Annotated in this window: 22 protein-coding genes; 21 read left to right on the forward strand and 1 reads right to left on the reverse strand. The window is 38.5% G+C overall.

The features are described 5' to 3' along the window. The 15 genes from ACESSZ_RS08540 to ACESSZ_RS08610 form a co-directional block, all read left to right on the forward strand. A partial coding sequence (locus tag ACESSZ_RS08540; RefSeq protein ID WP_499842753.1) for an Ig-like domain-containing protein occupies nucleotides 1-1132 on the forward strand: 1132 nt, incomplete at its 5' end. 167 nt (nucleotides 1133-1299) lie between these two features. Continuing rightward, entirely contained in the window at nucleotides 1300-1755 is a 456-nt protein-coding gene (locus ACESSZ_RS08545) for a DUF3284 domain-containing protein (RefSeq protein WP_008689915.1), read from the forward strand. Nucleotides 1756-1795: 40 nt separating this feature from the next. Next, nucleotides 1796-3790: a BglG family transcription antiterminator gene (locus ACESSZ_RS08550; RefSeq protein ID WP_499842754.1), complete on the forward strand. Its 1995-nt coding sequence runs from the start codon at nucleotides 1796-1798 to the stop codon at nucleotides 3788-3790. A gap of 134 nt (nucleotides 3791-3924) precedes the next feature. Beyond that, nucleotides 3925-4377 carry a PTS sugar transporter subunit IIA gene (locus tag ACESSZ_RS08555; RefSeq protein WP_008689913.1) on the forward strand — a complete coding sequence of 151 codons (453 nt, stop codon included), beginning with the start codon at nucleotides 3925-3927 and terminating at the stop codon, nucleotides 4375-4377. A 19-nt stretch (nucleotides 4378-4396) separates the two neighbouring features. After that, complete coding sequence (locus tag ACESSZ_RS08560; protein WP_008689912.1) at nucleotides 4397-4864, forward strand: PTS sugar transporter subunit IIA; 468 nt, start codon at nucleotides 4397-4399, stop codon at nucleotides 4862-4864. A gap of 23 nt (nucleotides 4865-4887) precedes the next feature. Beyond that, entirely contained in the window at nucleotides 4888-5166 is a 279-nt protein-coding gene (locus ACESSZ_RS08565; protein WP_008689911.1) for a PTS sugar transporter subunit IIB, read from the forward strand. Between the two features lie 13 nt (nucleotides 5167-5179). Further along, entirely contained in the window at nucleotides 5180-6583 is a 1404-nt protein-coding gene (locus ACESSZ_RS08570) for a PTS transporter subunit IIC (protein WP_008689910.1), read from the forward strand. A 14-nt stretch (nucleotides 6584-6597) separates the two neighbouring features. Beyond that, on the forward strand, nucleotides 6598-7608 hold the full coding sequence (locus ACESSZ_RS08575; protein WP_008689908.1) for a Gfo/Idh/MocA family protein: 1011 nt from the start codon (nucleotides 6598-6600) through the stop codon (nucleotides 7606-7608). A gap of 2 nt (nucleotides 7609-7610) precedes the next feature. Continuing rightward, entirely contained in the window at nucleotides 7611-8492 is an 882-nt protein-coding gene (locus ACESSZ_RS08580) for an aldose 1-epimerase family protein (RefSeq protein ID WP_008689907.1), read from the forward strand. Nucleotides 8493-8683: 191 nt separating this feature from the next. Beyond that, nucleotides 8684-9367, forward strand: a complete 684-nt coding sequence (locus ACESSZ_RS08585; protein WP_008689906.1) for a suppressor of fused domain protein — start codon at nucleotides 8684-8686, stop codon at nucleotides 9365-9367. Nucleotides 9368-9572: 205 nt separating this feature from the next. Beyond that, the gene (locus ACESSZ_RS08590; protein ID WP_008689905.1) at nucleotides 9573-10001 is read left to right on the forward strand and encodes a MarR family winged helix-turn-helix transcriptional regulator; all 429 of its coding nucleotides are present in this window, start codon (nucleotides 9573-9575) and stop codon (nucleotides 9999-10001) included. A gap of 11 nt (nucleotides 10002-10012) precedes the next feature. Next, nucleotides 10013-11743: an ABC transporter ATP-binding protein gene (locus ACESSZ_RS08595; RefSeq protein ID WP_008689904.1), complete on the forward strand. Its 1731-nt coding sequence runs from the start codon at nucleotides 10013-10015 to the stop codon at nucleotides 11741-11743. Then, complete coding sequence (locus tag ACESSZ_RS08600; RefSeq protein ID WP_008689903.1) at nucleotides 11736-13592, forward strand: ABC transporter ATP-binding protein; 1857 nt, start codon at nucleotides 11736-11738, stop codon at nucleotides 13590-13592. The genes ACESSZ_RS08595 and ACESSZ_RS08600 overlap by 8 nt, the downstream gene beginning before the upstream one ends. 151 nt (nucleotides 13593-13743) lie before the next feature. Continuing rightward, nucleotides 13744-15048 carry an EAL domain-containing protein gene (locus tag ACESSZ_RS08605; RefSeq protein WP_008689902.1) on the forward strand — a complete coding sequence of 435 codons (1305 nt, stop codon included), beginning with the start codon at nucleotides 13744-13746 and terminating at the stop codon, nucleotides 15046-15048. A gap of 203 nt (nucleotides 15049-15251) precedes the next feature. Next, nucleotides 15252-16223, forward strand: a complete 972-nt coding sequence (locus tag ACESSZ_RS08610; protein ID WP_008689901.1) for a rod shape-determining protein — start codon at nucleotides 15252-15254, stop codon at nucleotides 16221-16223. A gap of 102 nt (nucleotides 16224-16325) precedes the next feature. Here ACESSZ_RS08610 and ACESSZ_RS08615 read toward each other — a convergent pair whose 3' ends face one another. Then, nucleotides 16326-17078: an EFR1 family ferrodoxin gene (locus ACESSZ_RS08615; RefSeq protein WP_008689900.1), complete on the reverse strand. Its 753-nt coding sequence runs from the start codon at nucleotides 17076-17078 to the stop codon at nucleotides 16326-16328. Nucleotides 17079-17566: 488 nt separating this feature from the next. Here ACESSZ_RS08615 and amrA point away from each other — a divergent pair, with 488 nt between their 5' ends. The 6 genes from amrA to ftsX all read left to right on the forward strand — a co-directional run bounded on the left by amrA (nucleotide 17567) and on the right by ftsX (nucleotide 24396). After that, the gene (gene amrA / locus ACESSZ_RS08620) at nucleotides 17567-18886 is read left to right on the forward strand and encodes an AmmeMemoRadiSam system protein A (RefSeq protein ID WP_331866672.1); all 1320 of its coding nucleotides are present in this window, start codon (nucleotides 17567-17569) and stop codon (nucleotides 18884-18886) included. Beyond that, nucleotides 18867-19688, forward strand: coding sequence for an AmmeMemoRadiSam system radical SAM enzyme (gene amrS, locus ACESSZ_RS08625; protein ID WP_331866673.1), 822 nt, complete (start codon nucleotides 18867-18869; stop codon nucleotides 19686-19688). Before amrA ends, amrS begins: the two co-directional genes overlap by 20 nt. Before the next feature lie 415 nt (nucleotides 19689-20103). After that, a complete protein-coding gene (locus ACESSZ_RS08630) occupies nucleotides 20104-20739 on the forward strand; it encodes an ABC transporter ATP-binding protein (protein ID WP_165877213.1) in 636 nt (211 codons plus the stop codon). Continuing rightward, complete coding sequence (locus tag ACESSZ_RS08635) at nucleotides 20732-21511, forward strand: ABC transporter permease (protein ID WP_008689896.1); 780 nt, start codon at nucleotides 20732-20734, stop codon at nucleotides 21509-21511. Before ACESSZ_RS08630 ends, ACESSZ_RS08635 begins: the two co-directional genes overlap by 8 nt. Nucleotides 21512-21837: 326 nt before the next feature. Further along, nucleotides 21838-23052 (forward strand): helix-turn-helix domain-containing protein, encoded by a 1215-nt coding sequence (locus ACESSZ_RS08640; RefSeq protein WP_331866674.1) that lies wholly within the window; start codon nucleotides 21838-21840, stop codon nucleotides 23050-23052. A gap of 435 nt (nucleotides 23053-23487) precedes the next feature. Continuing rightward, nucleotides 23488-24396, forward strand: a complete 909-nt coding sequence (gene ftsX, locus ACESSZ_RS08645; RefSeq protein ID WP_331866675.1) for a permease-like cell division protein FtsX — start codon at nucleotides 23488-23490, stop codon at nucleotides 24394-24396. Nucleotides 24397-24486 lie beyond the last annotated feature (90 nt).

Consider the following 24486-nt stretch of genomic DNA (forward strand, 5'->3'; position numbering starts at 1 on the left):
TAAGGTGGTAGAGCCATCCTTAAAAGTAACAGGAAGTACATCGCTTTATCGCGGTAAGACAACCACCTTAAAGGCCACAACATCCTATAGTACCAAGGTCACATGGAAGAGCAGTAAAACATCGATTGCGACCGTAAGTTCTAATGGTGTTGTCACCGGTAAGAAAGCAGGAACGGTAACGATAACGGCCAAAGCGTTTGGCAAGAGTGTTACAAAAACGATTAAGGTGGTAGAGCCATCCTTAAAAGTAACAGGAAGTACATCGCTTTATCGCGGTAAGACAACCACCTTAAAGGCCACGACTTCGTATAGTACCAAGGTCACATGGAAGAGCAGTAAACCATCGATTGCGACCGTAAGCTCCAGTGGTGTTGTCACTGGTAAAAAAGCAGGAACGGTATATATTTATGCGAATGCTTATGGAAAAAGTGTGAAATATAAACTTACGATAAAAGAGCCGGCTTTAAAGTTAAATAAGAGCAGCAGTTCAATTTATAAAGGGAAAACAACGACCTTAAAGGCCACGACTTCCTATCGTACCAAGGTCACATGGAAGAGCAGTAATTCATCAATTGCGACCGTAAGTTCCACTGGTGATGTCACTGGTAAGAAAGCAGGAACGGCATATATTTATGCGAATGCTTATGGAAAAAGCGTAAAGTGTAAAGTAACGGTGAAAAATCCGACAATTACATTAAATAAAAGCAAAGCAACTGCTTATGCTGGAAAAAGTTATACCTTAAAAGCAACAACCTCTTATCGTACGAAAATATCTTGGAAAAGCAGTAATACAAAAATTGCGACGGTGGATAGTAAAGGTATGGTAAAGCTTAAAAAAGCAGGTAAAGTAACCATATCCGCAACCGCTTTTGGGAAAAAGGTGAATTGTGTACTAACGGTGAAAAATCCGACATTGAAGGTAAGTAAGGCAAGCGTAAGCATCTATAGGAAGAAATCTTATACGGTGAAAGCTACAGCAGTACCTGGTGGAAAAGTAAGTTGGTCTTCCAGCAATAAGGCAATCGCAACCGTATCCAGCAGCGGAAAGATCACCGGGATGAAAAAAGGGACGGCTTATGTATATGCGAAGATTCACGGTTTAAAGAAAACAATTAAAGTTATTGTAAAATAAGGGCAAGATTGATATAATCAGCCCTTTTTTACGCATTTTATGTATAGAATAATAAAATATTATCTTAAATATACAGGTTATGAATTATTTACAACCGCTTTCATTTGTTATATAATTTGATACACTCCCGATAGAACTTGCATCTCTATACTGAAGGAGGATACATTATGAAAGTAAGACAACATCTGCAAGTGTCCGCAGAAGCTTTTTTTGCGGAGATTATGACATCGATTTGTGCAGATATTCAAAAAGAAACAAAGAAAAAAGTGCGCATGGCAATATTAGAAAAAGGATATTCCTATACCAAACGCTTGCCTAAGCGCAGCACGAAGAATGCCGAAGTGATTGTAAAAATCTTAGACTGCATTCCCAATCGTCGTTACTGTGCAAGCTTTACAAGCCAGATGGATATCACGATCGTATCTTACGACATTGAAGTGATGGATGCCGGCACGATTGCCGTAACCTATGAAGAAAATTATCAGCTGAAAGATGCCTATCAGCTGAAACATCGCTTTTTCAGAGATACGTTATTAGCAAAAGATGCCCAAAAACGTGGTATTAAATTATTGAAACATATTGAACATTGTATCATCAAACAGCAGAAAGCAGGTGCTGTGTGAGATGTTAACCATATCCTTAGAACCCAAGCAGAAGGATTTTATGGAAATCCTGTTAAACGCTGATGCGCCGATATCTATGATGATGCTACAAAAGCAATTAAATATGAGCAGACGCAGTGTATATTATATCGTCAATAAAGTAAATGAACTATTTGCCCAACTGCATATGGAACCTATTTCGAATATACGTGGGAAAGGCTATGTGATGAGTGAAACACAAAAGCTGCAGCTGAAGCCTTTTTTAGAACAACAACAGGATCATTTCCTGCGCCCTAAAGAACGTATTTTTTATCTTATCTGTTGGATGATGTATCCAACAAAACCGATTCACATAGAAGATATCATACAAACCTTGGATATATCACGCAATTCGGTTTTTAATGATCTTAAGGGACTGAAACATGAACTGTCTCATTATGATTTACAGCTAGAATTTGATTTAAAACAAGGGTATTTCATAACCGGTAAGGCATTGCATAAACGAGCTGTTCTTTTATACAGTTTAAAGATGTTGTTACATCGTGTGCATTATCGCAGCTTGAGCTTCCTGAATGTGGGGGAAGTAGAAGATTTTTATGAGCGCTTATTGCGTATCTCAGCTGAAATGGGAAATGAATTTGATAATGCTAATCTACTATCCATTTCCTGCCTGCTGGGAATCATTCATTACACGCATGATGAATTTGATTTCTCTTTATTGGAGTTGAAAAATTTAGCGGAAACAAAGGAATTGAATCTGATTGATACATACTTTCAAGATTTTCATGTACATGAACGCTTGTATTTGGCGGTACATCTGTTAGGCTCTAAGGCTGGGGAAGCCTTACAGGTAGAGGATGATGAAAATGATATTCGTTTGTTTGAATTGGCACAACGGATGAGTGATGCCTTTGAACGCATGGCATGTCTGCAGTTGGTTGATAAGAACGGCTTGATCAATTCCCTTTATCTGCACTTCAAATTATCTATGTATTATTACCGTTTATCTATTCAGGTAGTAAATCCTATGATACAGGAAGTAAAAGAGCATTATGCGGATATTTATGCGATGATTTCCATGATATGTCAAGATATGGCAAAAGCTTTTCCTTTCCCCGTTATGGAAAGTGAATTGGTGTATATTACCATGCATTTTGGCGGACATCTGCGTAAAGGAGGCGGTAAGTTTTATCGCCGTATCAAAGTATTGGTGGTTTGTCCAAGTGGTATTTCGACTTCAACGCTATTACGCAGGGAAATTGAAGATTTATATTCCAATGTGGATGTCGTGGCAACGACCTCAGCAGCGAATCTAGCGCAGTTTGAGGATGAAGTGGATTTTATTGTATCCACCATAACCCTTACCAGTGAAGTACCTTGGATACGAGTAAATACGATTTTAACACAAGAGGATAAATCGCGTATCGCCTCGATGATGATGTTGAATTATGAATCTTATACGATGGATCGCAAACAAGTGAATGGGTTATTTGATGTATTGCGAAAATATGTAGAGGAAGCACAAATGCCTCAATTACAGCGGGATGTCGTAGCATATTTGCGTAATGGCAATGTGTTGGTACATGTAGAAGAGGAAGAACAATTGCGTATCTTTGATGCTTTAAAACAGCAGACCATCCAGATCTTGGATGAACCAATGGAGTGGCAACAGGCGATCCATAAGGCCAGTGAGCCATTGTTGCATAGGGCAATCATCAAGAAGAGTTATGTACAAGCGATGATTGATTTATTATATGATTATGGTCCCTACATCGTATTGGCGAATGGTGTGGCAATTGCCCATGCCAATCCTGAGCAAGGGGCAAATGCTTTAGGATTATCACTGCTTATCAATAAACAAAGCATTACGTTTGAAGATGATGCCAACGTGCATTTTCTCTTTGTATTATCCAATCCTGATCAGGATAAACATTTGCATCTCTTACGCGATATCATACGTTTGGCAAATGATACAGCTTTAGTAGATCAGCTTCTTAAGATGGACGATACGCTAGCTGTATTAGAAGGATTAAAGAAATTATCCAATATGCAATAAGGTATTAAAATAAAAAAAGGAGTCCAAGTGATTGCACAATGAAGTTCAGTCGGCTTGGACTTTTTCGTATCTTGCATGGTTGTTATAATGGCAACGTAAAGAGATGCATGTCTTACAAAAAAGGAGTGGATAAGGTGAAAGAAGAAAGTATTCAGCTTGCGAATATACAAATCGTATCACAGGTAAAGGATTGGCAAGAGGCAGTAACCTTAGGGATACAAAGATTAATTCTTCACGGTGATGTAAAGGAACAATATCTTAAGGCAGTCATCGATAACGTAAAACACTTTGGTACGAGTTTTATTGTTTCACCTTATGTTATCCTACCACATGCCAGACCGGAACAAGGAGTAATAAGAAATGCTGTTTCGATTGTCTTGGCACAAAAACCATTTTATTTTGATGAACAAAAGGTGCCGGTAAAGCTACTGCTGATCTTAGCACCGACAGATTCTCGCTCACATTTACAAATGTTGCAAAAGTTAGCGTATATCGTGAGTGACAATCAGACTGTCAAGCAGGTGATGGAATGTACAACACCAGAAGCGTTGTATGACATTTTCCTGCAGTATGAAGCTAAGGTGTAGAAAGATGGGGTGAGAATATATGAAATTTCAATTTGTTCCAGAACTGGTTAAAACGGATTTGGAGGCTGTTAATCAAAAAGAAGCCATCACATCACTTGTGACACTATTGAGGAAAGAAGGTTGTGTGCAGGATGATTACGCCGGGCTGGTACTGGAAAGGGAACAGCAGTATCCAACAGGTCTACAGACAAAAGGTGCGGCGATTGCTATGCCCCATGCGTTTGATGAGCGTATCAAAGATTCACATGTGGCAATCGGCATTCTGAAAGATGCTGTCAGTTTTCACAACATGGAAGATATGGAAGAAAGTCTAAATGTCCATATTATCTTTCTGTTAGCTGTTGGGCAAGCGCATGAACAGTTGGAAATGCTGAAGATCTTAATGGGATTGTTTCAAGAAGAAACGATGTTGCAAAAGATGCTGGCAACACATTCTTCGCAGGCAATCTGTGATATGTTGAATGGGTATGTGCAGCAACAAGCTTAAGAAGCAGAAAAGAGGATATAGAGATGAAAAAAATCGTAATTGCTTGTGGTGCAGGCTTGGCAACCTCAAGCATGGTAAAAGATAAGGTGGAAGCAATCTTAAAACAAAAAGGCATTGCTTTTCAAACAATGCAATGTACGTTAACAGAAGTTGATAATTACGATGGCAGCGTGGATTTGATTATAACGACCATGCGTGTCAGAAAGAAATATCATTCACCTGTACTTTCCGGCAGTGCTTATTTATCAGGTGTAAATGAAGATGAAGTAACCGCAAAAATGCTGGAAATCTTGCAAGGATAGAAAGGAGTTACGTATGCAAGTTGTAATGGATGTCATCAGTTACATTGTAGATCTGGGAAGCTATATCTTTGTCCCTATGCTCATGTGTCTGATTGGTTTATTGTTTGGTTTGAAGTTTCCCAAAGCTCTGCGTGCCGGGGCAACGGTTGGTGTTGGCTTGGTCGGTGTCAGTATCGTATCTACGCTAACATCACAATCTTTAGGCCCAGTCATTAATGAGATGGTAAAGGTCTTAAATCTAAATTTGACGGCAATCGATGTCGGTGGTTCACCGGCAGCAGCCGTAGGCTTTGGTGGGTTGTTAGGAGCATCACTGATCGTTATTATCATATTCGTAAATATCGTAATGGTTGCCTTAAAGCTTACCAATACGGTAAATGTCGATGTATATAACTTCTGGTACTTTGCCATAACAGCAGGTTTTGTACAGATTTTAACAGGTAGCTTCTGGTTAGCTATTTTAGCCGGTGTCACTCATGCCATCTTAGGCTTAAAGGTTGCGGATATCATGGCGCATCGTACCCAGCAAATCATCGGTATTGAAGCAATTGCCATTCCACATGGCTTTGCGGCAGCTAGTGCGCCTTTGTTCCTGCTGTTAGATAAAGTTTATGATCATATTCCTTTCTTAGCACATCGCAAGATGGAAGAAGAGTATGAAGAAGAAACCAAAAAAGGAATTGGCCATTATATCGGAGCTATCTTTGGAGAACGTATTTATTTGGGATTGATCATGGGTATGTTCTTTGGTATCGTAGCCGGCTATGATTTTAAGGGAATTGCCGATGTAACGATTAAAACAGCAGCCTTGATGGAATTATTCCCAACGATGGTTAAAATGCTGGTAAATGGTTTAATACCGATTTCCAATCAAGCAAAGCAATTCTTCACCAAGCATTTTGCGGACCGTGAATTGTATATCGGCTTAGATTCTGCTGTTACCATCGGACATCCGGTGACAATATCTGTTGGTTTCTTAATGATTCCTGTCTTTATGATCGTAGCGGCGGTGTTACCGGGAAATACGACATTGCCACTAGGAGAAGTACCGTTTGCGGCTTTCTATGTTTGCTTTGCGACGATTGTACATCGCGCAAATCGCAGAAGAACGATTGTATCCAGCTTGATCTTTATTCCAATCGTGTTATGGATTTCCAGTTGGGCTGCCCCTATGTTTACAGAGCTGGCACACAATGCAAATCTGACACTGGTAGCACAAAATCAGCAGGCAACTACGATGGCTTTAGGAAATCTGTTTATTTTAATTCCAACCTTATTAGCGGAAATACCGGTGGTTGGCGCTATTGCCTTGATTGTCATTGATGTAGCAGTCATCTTCGGTGGTAAGGCCTTGGAAAAATATTATGCGAAAGAAGACGCAAAATTTGAAGAAACAATTGGGATAGAATCCTTATAAGGAGTGTTAAAAAAATGAAAAAATTAACGATTGGTGTAGTAGGTGCAGGTATTTATGGAAATTATCATATCCATACCTATTGCTGTGATAAAAATGTTGAACGTGTGGTATTTTGTGATTTGAATGAAGAACGCAGAATAGCCACGGCTGATAAATATCAGATAACCGGTTATAAAACCGTAAAAGAAATGATTGCGCAGGAGCAGTTAGATGCAATCAGTATCGCAACACCGGATCCATATCATTTTGAACCAGCCAAAGATGCCATGGAAGCCGGAATCAAGTATTTGTTTATTGAAAAACCACTGGCTACCAGTGTAAAAGAATGTGAAGAATTAATTGCCTTAGCTGAAAAACACGGAGTTAAGATTTCGGTAGATTTTCATAAGCGTTGGGATCCTGCCTATAATGCCATCCGTGATGAAATCAAAAAAGATGAGGATACCTTTATCCGTGGCTATATGGCGCTGGATGATATCATTGATGTACCTAGAAAGTGGTTTACTTGGACAGATAAATCGTCTCCTGCCTGGTTTCTAGGGGTACATTGTTATGATTTAATTCGTTATATAACAGACAGTGAAGTAGAAAAAGTATATGCAGTCGGCAATAAGGAAGTATTGAAAAAGGAAGGTTATCAGACATATGATAACATACAGGCAATCTTGACGATGAAAGATGGCAGCAACTGGACGGTAGAAAACAACTGGATCCTGCCTGTGACTTTTCCTAAATCCAATGATGGACAGCTTGTTGTCGTAACTGAAAAGAAATATTTTAAGAATGAATCCTATCGTGGTGTTAAGAGCTTTACGGATAAGAAAGAGTCGATTCCTAATTATATCTTCATGAATTTTACCCAAGACAGTGCCAGTGGCTTTGGTTTAGAACCAATGCAGGAATTTGTGGCTGATATTTTATCAGACCGTCCATTTAGAACTTCTATTTATGATGGTTTACAGGCAACGCGCATTGCACAGGCGGTACATGATTCTTGTGAAAGCGGAAAGGTCGTGTATTTATAACCATGGTGTGCATCGCCTCTAAACAATTACGGGTAGAAATTGATGAACTGGGTGCACAAATGCGTTCCTTGTATAGCATCCCACAGCAAATGGAATATTTATGGCAAAGAGATGCGGCGATATGGGGCAGCAGTGCTCCTGTCGTCTTTCCTGTCATAGGAAAGCTACACAATTTATCCTATCAGCTGGATGGAAAAACCTATTCCATGCGTTCTAATGGCATCCTGCGGTATGAAACATTGCCCATTCTTGCGCAGGGAGAATCGTATGTGGAGTTTTTGTTCACCAGTACACAAGAAACAATGAAACAATATCCGTATCAATGCCGCGTGCGTCTGCGTTATGAAGTGATCGATAATAAGCTCATTGTAACAGCAGCGATTTCTAATGATGATACACGTACTCTATATTATAATTATGCCGGACATCCGGGGTTCCGCATTCCTTTAGATGAGAATGAATCCTGTGATGATTATTATGTAGAATTTGAGAAACCGGAAACAATGAATATTTATGAGGTATGTGAAAGTGGGCAGCTGCTACAGAAACAACAACCTTTCTTTCATGAAGAACGACGTTTCTTCATACGCAAAAATCTGTTTCAAAAAGAGGCATTGGCATTTATCCATCCTGCATCAACGAAATTGCATATTCGCTCACTGACAAAGCAAACAAAAATAACTGTTGATTTTACCGGCTTTGATCATGTGGGAATCTGGTCACCATATCATAAGGAAAAAAAGCTTTCCTTCCTATGTGTGGAGCCATGGATCGGTCATACGGACTTTTATGGTTATGAAGGCGATTTTAGTAAACGAGATGGCATTGCTTCTTTAGCACCGAAAAAAACAAGCGTACATCAATATAGTATTACCATATCTTAAAGGCGGATTGTTAAAATCGTAAACCCTTCTTACATAACTTACAGATAACAACTTTCGCTTTGGATGTATCATGAGATGAGCATGGTACATCTTTTTACTATGGAAGATAAAGAGGAGTATCCCTAAGAAAGAAAATTGTGCACTTTTCATAGCCGTGTTATACTGATAATATGTATATGGGAGGTATGATCATGGGATTCTTTAAAAAACATAAAGCAAAGCAGGAACAGCTTGTTCCTTTGGAAGTATATGAAGAAAATGAAATCCAAGAGCTGGAAGCATATATTCAGAAAACCTTCGGCCCTTTTGAAAATGTTTTTCACGAAATCTTTTCGCCGGATATTCATGTGGATATTGCCATAATAGCTCCTAATGAAACAGATCCTTATTATAAACTTGTCACCATGGGTATGGGTGCGCATGATATGGAGGTACCATCGCAATTTGCTGCGTATGAATTACGCAATGCCGAATTGCTAATCTATCTTCCAGCAGATTGGAACATCGAAAGTAATGATGAAAATGATTATTGGCCACTTCGTTGGCTGAAAATAATCGCTCGGATGCCGATAGATTATCATACATGGATCGGTTATGGTCATACCATTGCGGCTGGATCCGATCGTGCAACGCTATCTGATAATAATCAATTTGAGGGGATTGGGCTGATTGAAGCATTAGAAGCCGAAAAGAAACCGGCGTGTGTGCGCTTAAGCAGCGGAAAACTCATTCGTTTTTATCAATTGTTACCTTTATATGGGGAAGAAATGGAGTATAAGCTACACTGTCAGGATATGGAGGCATTGTTAGCTAAATTTGATGATGATTTCTCACTTGTCGTCGATATTCATCGTAAAAATTATGGAAAGCTTTGAGTTTATAAAAGTCGGTTAACAATGATAGGATCACTCCTTTCGTAAACAACGTTTTCTTCATTTACGTTGTCTACTAAGAAGTATTCATATCACAATAAGACTGACTTTTTTTGTTTAAAATGAGCATTTCATATTGACAAGATAAGTACCTGGTATTATATTTAGCTTGCTAACAATTAGCAAGCTAATGATTGGGGGTGAAGAAATGAAAACGCCATTTTATCTTATGGTATTTAAAACTTTTCATGCACAGCGCAACCAAATTCGCAAAGATATGGAAAGTTATGAGCTTTCTCCGGGACAACCGAAGGTTTTACGCTATGTTTTAGGAAATGAGAATTGCATGCTGAAAGATATTGCCGAAGCGTGTGATGTAGAATGTGCTACAGTTTCCCGTATTTTAACTTCGTTAGAAGAGAAAAAAATGTTGATACGTACAATTGATGCGAAAAATAAACGCGCATTGAAATTATGCATTACCGAAAAGGGCAAGCATGCTTTACAAGAATGGAATGCCCATTGTAAAGAAGTGGAAGCATTGTCATTGAAAGGTTTTAGTGAGGAAGAGCAGGAGCAATTTAAACAGTTTCTTAACCGTATGTATCACAATCTTAGCAATAAAACGTTAGATTAGGAGGTAAGATTATGCTGAAACGTATGTTTCCTTATATGCATAAGTATCGCAAATATCTATGGCTAAGCTGTTTCTGTGTGGTTGCGGAAACCGTATTTGAGTTGGTCATTCCTTTATTAATGGCGGATATCATAGATGTTGGGGTTGCCAATCAAGATAAGACATATATTTTGTTACAAGGCTCTAAGATGATTGCATGTGCATTGCTGGCACTGATTTTAGGGGTGCTGTATGCACGCTTTGCGGCAACGGCAGGGCAAGGATTTGGAGCAGAATTGCGAAAAGATGAGTTTAGGAAAGTTCAGGAATTTTCTTTTGCGAATACCGACCATTTTTCTACAAGTTCTTTGATAACCCGTTTAACTAGTGATGTTACCATTTTGCAGACAGCCATTTCCAATGGAATACGGCCCTTTGTTCGCTCACCGGTCATGTTGCTGACAGCTTTAATTTTAACCTTTACGATTAATAAAGATCTAGCCATCGTATTCTTGATAGCAATCCCGATATTGGGCCTTGGTTTATTTCTGATCATTCATAAGGTAGGTCCTTTATATCGTTTGATGCAGGCATCCATCGACAAGGTAAATACCATCGTTCAAGAGAATCTGATTGCCATACGTGTGGTGAAATCCTATGTGCGAGGCACGTATGAGAAGGCCAAATTCCAAAAGGTCAATGAGCAATTACGCTATGCAAGTGAAAAAGCATTCCGGACTTCTGTATGGAATCTGCCATTGTTTCAGGTGGTTATGTATACGACCATTTTATGTATTCTCTGGTTTGGGGGAAATATGATTTTCGTTGGTACGATGAAAGTCGGGGAATTGACCGGGTTTTTAAGTTATGTTTTACAGATACTGAATTCTTTGATGATGATTTCCAATGTCTTTTTGATGTTGACACGATCACTTGCCAGCTGTGAACGTATTATTGAAGTGCTGGATGAACCATTGGATATCCATGATGAAGCAGGAGCTGATGCTTATATTGAACATGGAACGATTGATTTTTCTCATGTGTATTTCAAATATAAGAAAGATGCTGAAGAATATGTGCTGCGTGATATCAATCTGCATATTCCAGCCGGTTCTACCATCGGTATTCTGGGAGGTACCGGTTCGGCAAAAACAACCTTGGTACAGTTGATACCACGTTTATATGATGTGGAAGATGGCATCGTATCCATTGATGGACGCAATGTGAAAGCATATCCTTTACAGCATTTACGTGATGCCATTGGTATGGTATTGCAAAAGAATACTTTATTTTCCGGAACGATTCGTGAAAATCTGTTATGGGGAAATGCGCAGGCGGATGATGAAGAGCTAGACTGGGCGTGTGAGGTTGCTTGTGTAAATGAGTTCTTACCTAATTTCCCTAAGGGATATGAAAGTGATTTAGGGCAAGGCGGTGTTAATGTATCTGGTGGACAAAAGCAGCGTCTTTGCATAGCAAGAGCATTGCTGAAACATCCTAAAGTCTTAATTTTTGATGATTCCACGTCAGCTGTGGATACCGCAACCGAAGCGCATATTCGAGAAGGCTTAGCAGCTTTAAAAGACACAACAAAAATTATCATTGCGCAACGGGTCACCAGTGTAATGCATGCGGATCAGATCATCATCTTAGAGGATGGAGGTATTCATGCCATCGGCACGCATGAAGAGTTGTTGGCAAAGGATGCCATTTATCAGGAAATTTATACTTCACAACAGGAAGGAGCTGGTTTCCATGGCTAAACAGATTACGGGAAAGAAACCCCAAAATATGCGGAAAACCTTAAAAACCTTTCTGCATTATTTAGGAAATCATAGCTTTGCTTTGTTGTTTGTTGGGGTATTGGTAATTGCCAGTGCAGGAGCGAATCTATATGGCACCTATATGTTACAACCCATCATAGATAATTATATTGTTCCTCATGATTACGATGGTTTAATCATGGCCATTCTGTTTATGGCTTTGATGTATGGCAGCGGTGCTGTATGTACGGCTATTTACAAACAGCTGATGACGCATACCTCACAAAAGATCGTTATGGAAATCCGTCAGGATTTATTTGCGAAAATGCAGAAATTACCATTACGCTTCTTTGATTCAAATACGCATGGGGATATTATGAGCCATTTTACAAACGATTTGGATACGGTACAGGATGCAATGAATAACTGCTTTGATAATCTTATCCAAAGCTTTACCATGATAATCGGTACATTGATTGCCATCTTTATTTTAAACTGGCAGCTTTCATGTATTGTTATGATTTTTATGATTATTATGTATTTGCTGATTCAGTATTACAGTAAAAAGTCTAAGTATTATTTTTCGCATCAGCAAGCAGCGATGGGAAAATTAAATGGGTTTATCGAGGAAATGGTTGATGGTGTTAAGGTCGTTAAAGTATTTAATCATGAAGAACCAAACTTTGAAGAATTTGAACGCCGTAATGAAGCATTGCGCAGTGCAGCTACCGAAGCACTGACTTATTCTGGAAGAACTATACCAACGGTTGTGTCATTGTCATATTTCAACTACGCAATTGTCGCATGTATTGGAGGTTTCTTCGCAATCGCTGGAAATCTTGGCCTTGGGGCATTATCCGCATATTTGGTATATGTACGTCAAACAGCTTTGCCAATCAACCAATTCACGCAACAGTTAAACTTTATGTTAGCCGCAATGGCAGGTGCTGAGCGTATTTTTGATATGATGGAAGAATGTGAAGAGGTAGATAATGGAGAAGTAACCCTTACACGGGTCCGTCTGTTAGCCGATGGCAGTATGCAGGAATGTCAGGAATATACAGGACATTGGGCATGGCGACATCCACATGATGGTGAAATTGAACTTGTATTGCTGCGTGGTGATGTCCGTTTCCATGATGTTGTTTTTGCCTATGAACCAGGGGTAACGATCTTAAAAGACATTAACCTATATGCCAAACCCGGACAGAAAATTGCCTTTGTGGGCAGTACCGGAGCCGGCAAGACAACCATCACCAATTTGATCAACCGCTTCTATGATATCGAAAGTGGCAGTATCACCTATGATGGGATAGATGTAAAGCTCATTGCCAAAGATGATTTACGTCGTTCGATGTCCATCGTATTACAGGATACGCATCTGTTTACGGGTACGATTGCGGATAATATTCGCTATGGAAATCTACATGCTACCATGGATCAGATTATTGAGGCAGCAAAACTGGCAAATGCTCATTCTTTTATTAAGCGTCTTCCTGATGGATATCATACGATGCTGAGTGGAGATGGAGCAAACTTATCACAAGGACAGCGTCAATTGCTTGCGATTGCCAGAGCAGCAATCGCTAATCCTCCAGTTCTGATCTTAGATGAAGCAACTAGCTCTATTGATACACGTACGGAAAAACTGATTGAACAAGGAATGGATAAATTAATGCAAAATCGTACCGTCTTTGTGATTGCCCACCGTTTATCTACGGTTCGCAATGCCGATGCCATCATGGTCTTAGATCATGGAGAAATTATCGAACGTGGAAGTCATGAAGAACTATTAAAACAAAAAGGACGTTATTATCAATTATATACCGGACAGTTTGAATTAGATTGATAAGATAGATTTCCATGTCTTTGTAACCTTTTTTAGAAGTATTAAGGGCAGCTACGTATAAATAACTGCTCTTTTTCATTAAGAATCAAAAAAATTACTGTCATGTGACATTATGGTATATAATAGATAGCATACAGTAGGGGTAATGGTCATGAAAAACAAAGATAAACTAAGGCATGTTTCGCATACCAATGAATGGTTAGAACATATTTATGAAACCATCATTCAGAAGGATGAAAAAGAATATGCTTTTGTGGAAATGAATATCAAACAATTTCGCTATATTAACATCGAATATGGTTGTGCCTTTGGTGATCATGTATTAGTCAGTATGCAACAGCTTTTAGAAACACAGTTAAAAGGACGTGGCTATGTCGCAAGACGATATGCAGATACCTTTGATTTCTTTGTTGAACATAATCATGAGACGCATGTCTTGGATTCTTTTCTGATGGATATCATAGATGCTGTATTTGAAAATGGAATAGAAGGATTACATAAAAATCTATATACCTCTTTTGGCATATATTTATTGCATGAGGAATGTCCACCTTTTGCGAAGTTACAGACATTGGCAGGCATTGCGCGAAAACAATTACATCACGACAGACGGACCTTCAGCTATGAATTGGCGCAGCAAGATGTCGTGCAAGAATATTTAAAGACCTATCGCTTATCGACAAAGCTTACTCAGGCGCGCTTTCTTAACCAGTTTCAGATTTATATTCAACCTAAGGTAGAACTGCAGACACACAAAATCTGTGGCGGTGAGCTGTTGATGCGGTGGATATTAGAGGATGGGACGATGGTTCCCTTAAATGAATTTATGTCTACCTTTACCAAAAATGGCGATTTATATATGATTGATTTACAGCACTTTGATAAGATGTGTGCTTTCCTTCAGCAGCGCATAAAGAAACATAAGGCAGTAGTGCCAATCAGTTTTAATGTGACCAATTTAACCGTTTTTGATGGTGATTTTCTACAAGATTATCTAGGGACGTTTCGCCAATATTCTTTACCGAAAGATCTGATTGAATTTGAATTTACCGAAGATATTCATTTTGAGAAAAAAGATCAGGTACAAGATATAATTGATATTTTCCGCAGTGAAGGATTCACTTGTACCTTAGATGATTTCGGTAATGGTTTTTCTTCCTTTGATTTGTTAATGAATGCTGCCATTGATATTATTAAGCTAGATCGTTTGTTTTTTCAGGGCATGTTGAGTGAACAGCGAAAACGGGTCATCCATAATATCATCGACATTGCGAAAATCAAGGGAATCAAGGTCTTGGCTGAAGGTGTGGAAACAAAAGAATATGCACGGTTTGTAGAAGCAGAAGGCTGTGACTATATACAAGGCTTTTATTATTATCGTCCAATGCCTTTGGGTGAATTTGAAAAGCTTTTAGACAGTGATAAGATCTTGCCCTATACGATGGATGATAAATAAAAGGATTGTGTTCAGCAGGTGGTTTTGACTATGTTATAAACATGGCGGATCCACCTTTTTTGGTAAATTTGTACCTTCATCATAAAACAGAAAAAGAAAACCGGTAATTTTATAAGGTTATTTTGCTTTTTCATAAGGTATGTAGTATATTAATATTGGAAAATTAAGGTTGTGCATATACAAAATGAAGGAAGGGTAAAGGAATGGTAAGAAAAATTGGAATCGACTTGGGGACAACCAATCTGTTGATTTGTTTAGACAATAAGGGTGTCATCGTAGATGAACCATCTGTCATAACGGTAGATGCCTCTAGCAAGAAATGTATTGCGGCAGGATTAGATGCCAGAGAGATGTTGGGACGTACACCTAAGAATATGCTTTGTATTCGCCCATTGAAGGATGGGGTGGTCGCTGATTTTGAAGCAACGGATATGATGTTAAATTATTTTCTTAAGAAATGTGAATTAAAAGGAATGTTTAAAAAGAACATTATTTTGATTTGTCATCCGACTAAGATAACATCCGTTGAAAAGAATGCGATTCGTGATTGTGCATATCGTGCAGGAGCAAAGAAAGTTTATTTAGAAGAGGAACCAAAGGTTGCGGCTGTGGGAGCTGGTTTAGATATTGGTAAAGCAAGTGGTAATATGGTACTAGATATTGGGGGAGGAACAAGTGATATCGCCGTATTGTCTTTGGGTGATATTGTATGTTCAACATCAATCAAAACAGCCGGAAATCGTATTACTCAGGATATCATTGAAAATGTTCGATCAAAACGTAAGATGTATATCGGTGAACAAACAGCAGAAGAAATCAAACAGAAGATCGGAAATGCGATGGTCGTAAAAGATGCGGAAACCATTTCCGTGAGTGGACGTGATGTGGAAACTGGACTTCCTCATGCTATAGAAATCAATAGCAATGAAGTAGAAAGCTATATTCGTGGTAGCCTTCAAGAAATTGTACATGCCACAAAGACCATTCTTGAGGTTACTCCTCCAGAATTGGCATCTGATATTGTTCAGCATGGATTGGTGCTGACAGGTGGAGGTGCCTTGTTGAGAAATCTGGATACCTTGATGCGCAATGAGTTGATGATTCCGGTATATGTTGCTGAAAATGCGCTGCACAGTGTTGTGGATGGCTGTAACATCATGCTGCAGAATTTATAATAAATGAATGTAAGTAAAGAATACCGATAAAGAATACCGAAAGAACCCCCTATGCTTTATGCATAGGGGGTATAGCATTATATAGGATATGGATGGATACCATTATACATCTTTGTCACAAGTATATCGCGGTAATCCAAGGCTATGTTTACCATATTCAATCGCTTCTTTAGGACAACGATTGATACATGCCATGCAATGCGTACAGTGCTTTCCCCATACCGGTTTTCCCTTTTTCAATTGAATATTGTTAAGTGGGCATACGTTAACACATTGACCACAAGATATGCAATGATCACTCGCATAAAATTTTTTTGCATGGACCATAACAGGATAAAACAGATAATTTACAATTCCACTCTTTATTCTATCCATGAAAGATATTGTTGTATGTGGCAACGGCATTCCTTTTTTAATAGTAAGAGCCGTATGATCGATGATACTTTCCGCCTGATCAATGATTTGCAAAGCTTTATCTTTTGTTGGGGTAGTAAATAATGCGATATAGTTTTCCGGCATGATGATCTTGATGCAGCCATAGTAATTCATGTTCTTTTCAGCACACAATCTTTTAAGATATTTCCCTGCGTTACCGATACTATCACCACAGGTCATTACAAAATAAATATTCTTATTTCCTGTGAACTTTGTTTCCCTGATCCACGTATGGACAATACGTGGTATTCTCCATGCATATGTTGGGACAACAATGACCCATGGGCGTTGTGAGGTTACTTTTGCATTGTCCTTTTCTTTACATTTATCAAAAAGATTCATTACCTCATCTTGAATCATTTTACTTATTCGTTTTGCTACATATTCACTATTTCCTGTACCTGAAAAATATAAAATCATAGGGCATTCTCCTTTGCGTTTGTTTTCGGCTTTATGCTGGCCGAAATTAAGTTCATTAACTTAGCAAGTTCTTTCCAATGCAATATCTCTTAACTTGTTCAATACATTCATTCATAAAATTTAGATGTCTTTTACGAATGCGTTCTCTTGTAACATTCTTTGACTATTGTATCTAACATACGCATGAAAATCAACTTTGGTAAAGCATGTCTTTCGCATAAGAGGGGTGTATGTTTTGCGTAATGAGCACAAGATGAAAGCCTTAGCGTAATAGCGAGAATGGATGTGAATGTTTCTATCACGTAATCAGGATGAACATTACCTAATGGGAATGCTAAAGAATATGAAAAATAGGCAATTGGAAAGATATTGATCATCCTCTGGATCCGAATCTTAAAACAATAAACTATTATAAGTTAATTCTTAGATAGTGGTATAATGAGTGTATCAAAAACAACGATAAGTTGTTAAAAAGAAAGGTGATTTTTATGTTGAAAGCTGCTTATATCGTGCCACATCCACCCATTCTGCTTCCCGAAATAGGAAAGAAAGAGGAAGAAAAAATCAGTCTCACAAGGCAAGGCTATGAAACGATTGCAAAAGATATCGCCCGTATTCGTCCACAAACAATCGTGATATGCTCACCGCATGCACCGGCCTATATGGATTATATTCATATTTCCGATGGAGAACAAGCGTATGGTGATATGCGTGCATTTGGCTGTGAACAGGTGCAATTTCATGAACATTATGATGTGGATTTCATCAATGCCCTTTGTTCCCTGGCCCAAAAGGCTCATTTGCCGGCTGGTACCCTGGGGAATCAGGAACCTGTATTAGATCATGGTACGATGGTACCACTTTACTTTATAGAACAAGCATATCGTGATTTTCAAATCGTCCGTATTGCTGTATCCGGTTTGGATAGAGATACGCATATACAATTTGGAGAATGCATATATAAAGCCGCAACATCCTGTGGGAAGGATGTAGTGCTCATAGCCAGTGGCGATCTGTCACATAAGCTCAAGAAAGATGGACCTTATGGCTATACCAAAGAAGGGCCTGCCTTTGATGAGGCCTTTGTAAAACTTTTAAAAGCAGATGCTTTGAACGATATTACCACTTTACCTAATGATATTTGTGAAAAAAGTGCTCAATGTGGTCTACCTGCTTTTCAGATGATGTTGGGGGCAGTTCAGCATCAATATGAGCATTGTCAATTTTTATCTTATGAAGGAGCATTTGGGGTAGGCTATGCAACGGCAATTATTCGGATGAAAATGCAAGATCCCTATGTAGCTCTGGCTCGTAAGGCACTGGAAACCTATGTCAAAGAAGGACGTATATTAAGAGACGATGAGGTAGAAGATAAAACGCTTTGCCAACAGCATGCGGCAGTATTTGTGAGCATACAAGAAAAAGGACAGCTACGTGGATGCATCGGTACGCTGCAAGCAACAAAAGAACATATCGCACAGGAAATTATATCCAATGCGATTGCGGCCGGCAGTCGTGATCCGCGGTTTCCTCCTGTACAAAAAGAAGAACTTGCACACCTTGTGTATCATGTGGATGTATTATGTGAGCCAGAGCAGATTACATCCTTTGCCCAATTGGATGTGAAACGTTATGGCATCATTGTAAGTGATGCCTATCATCAAGGCGTGTTGTTACCTGATCTGGAAGGTGTGGATACGATACAACAACAGGTAGCAATTGCTTTACATAAGGCAGGAATTGATGAAAACGCTTCTTACACCTTAGAGCGCTTTGAGGTGATACGTCATGAAGAATGTCGTTTGTGATCTTTGTTTTCATCATTGTGTACTGAAGGAAGGACAACGCGGATTCTGTCGAGCTCGTATCGTCAAACACGGTAAAATAATTTGTGAAAACTATGGAAAGATTACCTCATTGGCTTTAGATCCCATCGAAAAGAAACCGTTGCAAAGGTTTCATCCCGGCTCTAATATCTTATCCATAGGCAGCTATGGCTGTAATATGCGCTGCCCATTCTGTCAAAATCATGAAATCAGTATGAGCGAGACGATACCATATCATACCATTTCACCTGCCACCCTTGTTGAATTGGCTTGTGCGAAACGAAAAGATGGAAACATTGGTATTGCCTTTACATATAATGAACCTTTGATTTCCTATGAATATGTTTTTGATTGCGCAGTTGCAGCAAAAGCTAAAGATCTAGCAGTTGTCATTGTCAGTAATGGCATGATCGAAACAACCAAATTATTAGCGCTATTGCCCTATGTTGACGCAATGAATATTGATCTGAAAGGATTTCAAGATAACATCTATGAGGAATTAGCCGGCAATTTGGAACAGGTGAAAGAAACGATTCGCTGTGCTGCAGCCCATACGCATGTGGAAATAACTTCGCTTATCGTTCCCCGGCGTAATGATGCAATCGCAGATATGCTGAAACAATGTGAATGGCTGGCCCAAATTGATGCAAATATACCACTACATATCACACGCTATTTTCCACACTATCATCAATTGGATGCTCCTACGGATATCCAGCTGCTAGAACACTTACTTCAAGGAGCTAAGCAATATCTGACTTATGTCTATAAAGGCAATTGTTAGTTTTTGTACACAGTCAAATACATGCAGAAGGAAGGGAAGTGCTGTTCGCAAAATAGCATTTCTTTTCTATTACATGAGTAGAAGTATAATAAAGCAAGCGGTCATAGCTATTAGAAAAACGTTAATTTTCGCAATAGTAACAGCAATATAAATGTTAATTCTTTATTTTAAGAATGAAAAATACCAATAAAATGTAAGGTTTCTAGAAGCATTTCCTGTTCGCTATCGTACTTTCTTTATCTATCATGAAGTGATGAATCGCAATACCTATTTTCTCAATATAGCGCAAAAATTATCCATCCGATATCTTTAGATTAAATTGCTCCATATGTTTGTAAAGTAAGTACGAAACATTTTGCATACTATTGGAAGCATATGGAAAATTATGCTATCCTTAAGAAAAGAAAGTGGTATTATGTTTGAAATCAAAAAGCTTAAATTTAAACATATTTTACAGATTGATCATCTGATGATTGATCGTCAGATCACATGTCTGATTGGCCCCAGCGGAAGTGGAAAAACAACACTATTAAGAATGCTGAACCGCCTGAATGAGGCAGAGGAAGGAAGCATTTATTTTAATGGTGTAGATATCAAGGAAATGCATCCTATCAAACTACGTCGTAAGATCATCATGTTGGGACAGACGCCTATTTTATATCCGGGTACAATTGCAGATAATTTGCAAATCGGATTAAGGTTGAGTGAACAGCCGCTTGCTGATGAAAATCGTTTGCGTGCTTATTTAGATAAGGTCGGTTTACATAAGGAACTCAGTGATACTTGTGAAAAGCTGTCAGGCGGAGAAAAACAACGTCTATGTTTAGCACGTGTTCTTTTAATGGATGCCGATGTATATTTGGCAGATGAGCCTAGCAGTGCATTGGATAAGGAAACAGAAAGCTTTGTTATAGATAATTTAGTAACCTTTGTGAAGGAACATGACAAGCAACTGGTTATGGTGACACATAGTGCTGAGATTGCACAGCGTTATCCTCATGGTTTATTGGAACTTGCCCAAGGTGGCTGTAGGGGGTATGTATATGAATAATACAGTTATGGATCTTTCTATTTTAAATTTAGCCATCGCCTATGTGTTTGTGCTTGTTTTGTTGGTTATTTTCAAGGCAAGAGGCATTCGTCGCGAAAAGATGATTTTGATTGCGACCACACGAATGACTATTCAATTGACCTTGATGGGATTTGTCTTATTGTATGTATTCAAACATCCCAGCTGGTGGCTGACATTAAGTATGCTTGCCATCATGTTAGGCTTTGCCGTTTATAATGCATTAAAGCGCGTAAAATACTCCATGTCAAAAGAATTAAAACGCTTAGTTGCTCTTTCCATGATCATCGGTTATTTGGTGACGGCAGTGGTCTTTATGCTATTGGTGTTACAGGTAGAACCTTGGTTTAATCCACAATACTTCATACCGATCAGTGGTATGATCATTGGCAATAGTATGACAGGGATTGCCCTTGGGGCAAACCGTCTGTGCGCCAATATGCGAGATCATCGCGAGCGTATTGAAAACAGTCTGATGTTAGGGGCAACGTGTAAGGTGGCAACGTTTGATGAGGTCAATGACGCCTTTGACAGTGCTATCTTGCCAACCATGAATAACATGATGACGATGGGAATCGTATCTTTACCGGGAATGATGACAGGACAAATGTTATCAGGAACTTTCCCACTCACGGCTATTAAATATCAGATTGGTATCATGTTGGCCATCCTTGGCTGTACGGCTATTACGGTTGTCATCTTTGTGACGCTTGGTTACAAAACCTTCTTTACTTCCAGCGCGGCTTTAAAGTAATCTGTTTATTGAAAACAAACAATTATACAGGAGTGTGGGCAGTAGATAAACAGCTCACACTTTTTCCTTGCAAACTTGAATCATCTGTGATATATCTGTTATACACGCGTGCAATATACGAGATGTGGGCTATCTTGGTTAGAAGATAAGGGGGATGACACCTGAATAGAAGCAGAGAAAAATTATCGTTATTACGGTCCTGTTTACATGCTTTTACATGAGCAAGAGATGTGGATCATTACGAATCGTATAGAAGTAGGAGAGCAGTATGAAAATAAATATCGTATATCAATCAGGTTATCCATTCATGATGTTGGAATAAGCATATGCAAATGGAATATATAGGAGCGTATCTGCGTTTTAAGCGAGAACAACAGCATAAAGATGCAGGCGCACTTTGTCTTTCTTGTAACCTTACCCGCATGCAGCTGCATAGTATTGAACAAGGAAAAAGTGAAGCACATCCGAATACAATTAAGCGCATTTGCGACTATCTGAACATTGATTTTATAGCTTTATTTCAACATCAGGAAAAGTATCGGGAATTGTTGGAAGAATCCTTTATTGCATTGATTTATATGCGAAAGGATGAGCAACAGATGCTTATGCAAAAGATCGAAGCCTTACATTTTGAACATTCCATCTTATATCCGCAATATCTATTGATTCATCTGATGTATGTGGCTATTCATGAAGGTGCTGTAGAAAAGTATCAAAGCCTATTAAAACAATGCAGTTATTTTATTGACGTTCTAGAACCACGTCATCAATTTATTTATTATTCATATAAAGGATATTATCAAATGTTGTCAGGACAGTTAGAAGAATCTTTGCATACTTTATGCTTTGCGGATGGCTTATCGGTATTAGAACATCGTGAAATCTTATACAGTATGTATGGACGTTTGTATTACTATCGAAGAGAAATCGTATTAGCGATTGAATATTATAAAAAAGCATATGAGTTATTAGAAAAGAAATGGAATATCAATCGTCTGTTGGCTACGCAATGTGCTTTAGCTGCCTGCTATAATCGTATGAAGGAATATGATGTTGCCTTGCAGCGTCTAATGGATACGTTAAAGCTTGCAAAGCAGTATAAGAATACGGCCGTTATTGAGCGAACATATTATGAATTAGTGATGAATCGCTTTATGGTAAGAGATTATCACAGTGTCATACAATTAGGTGAGAAGGCTATAACGATACATCATCAGCCGCAATATCTTTATTTTTTAATATCCTATGCCAGTGTAAAAGAAAATGAGATGGAAAAAGCATATTTATGGCTAAAACAACGTTTAAAACAAGACACCAATGCTTTATTGCAGCAGCTATTGACTTATGTGTATCATATGGCGCAGGGGACAAGTGTTTTACCTTATTTGGTAGAACTCATTCAGCAATTGGAAAAGAATCAAATGGATACCTGTGAGTTATATCGCTTTTTATTAGAAGATTTAGCAAATCTTTATCATGATGCCGGTTGCTATCAGAAGGAAAGTTATTGTCTTCGTAAATTGATGCAGATGGGCTATTAAACGACTTGGCGTCTTATAGGACGCCTTTTTTTATTTAAGGAGAAGAGCTGCGTTGATTGAAACAAAGAAAAGTTTATGTACTTACATGGGGAAGTGATTAGATAGATCGTTGTTGATGGGATTCACGGATTCATTAGGGAACTCTTATGTTAGCTTTGTATTGGATAAAACACTTATATGGTGGTTTTAGAAGTATAGGATGTTTTATCTGAATGAAGAAATTAGATAGCATTAAAAATTGTTTTGTTACGCTTGTATGCAATGCTATTTGTAAAATGTAGCATCCTACTTGTGAAAACTTCCTTTCCCTTAAAGTACAAACAACGTCTCACCTTTTTTATATCCAATTATTTCATGCACAGCGCTTTTTCTTTACAATTTTTCTATGGTACGTTATCATATAAGTGCAAGTTAACTTTACAAAGAGATGAAACTATGAAAAAACTATACCGATATATTAAATTCCATATAAAAACCGCATGTAAAAATATAACAAGACATTTTGGACTGGCCATGTCCGCAGCTTTTTCGATGACTATCACGTTGCTGCTGATTGCCGTCTTTTTATTGCTGACAAGTAATTTGTCCAATATCACATATCACATTGAAGATGCTTTGACAATTCGTGCGACGATTGATAATGTCGTGACGGATCAGGAGAAAACCACGTTACAGAAAAAGATTGAAAAGCTTCCACATGTAACAAGTGTGAAACTATCCAGTGGTGATGAAGAATTAGCAGCTTATAAAAAAGAATATGAAAGCAATGACAGTCTGTTCAGCATGTATGAAGGAAAGACCAATCCTATTCTAGATGCATTTATTATTGAGGTGAAAGATGCGAATAATGTCAAGCAGCTCAATGCACAGATTCATGATATGAAAGGTATCGTAAAAGCGAGTTATGGCGGTGAAGAGACAGATGCCATGATACAAACTTTTTCTTCAATGCGTACCGGCAGTTTTCTGTTTATTATCTTTCTAACTTTGGTAGCAATGTTTTTAATCGCGAATAAGATTAAAATGTCTATTTATACAAGAAAGTCAGAAATTGCCATTATGCGATTTGTCGGTGCCAGTAACTGGTGCATTCGCTTTCCTATGATGCTAGAGGGTATTTTAATCGGTTTGGCAGGAGCAATCGTGCCAGCCATCGTAACTGTAGTAGGATATCATTATGTCTATTTAATGCTTGATGGCAGAATGATGAGTGAGATGTTTCATTTACAGCCAAGTGAGCCGTTGAGCTTACAGGTTGCAGGGATTCTTTTGCTTATCGGCATGGGAGTTGGCTTATTTGGAAGCTTCTTCTCTACAAGCCGTTATCTGCGTTGGAAACGTTAAACATACGTGAAGATATTTTCATGTTAATATGATAAAAGTAAATAGCAAATCTTTATTTGATTTGTTTATTTATAACTCCATCACGTATTT

The sequence above is a fragment of the Eubacterium sp. 3_1_31 genome, assembly GCF_964249515.1.
GTDB lineage: Bacteria > Bacillota_I > Bacilli_A > Erysipelotrichales > Erysipelotrichaceae > Longicatena > Longicatena caecimuris.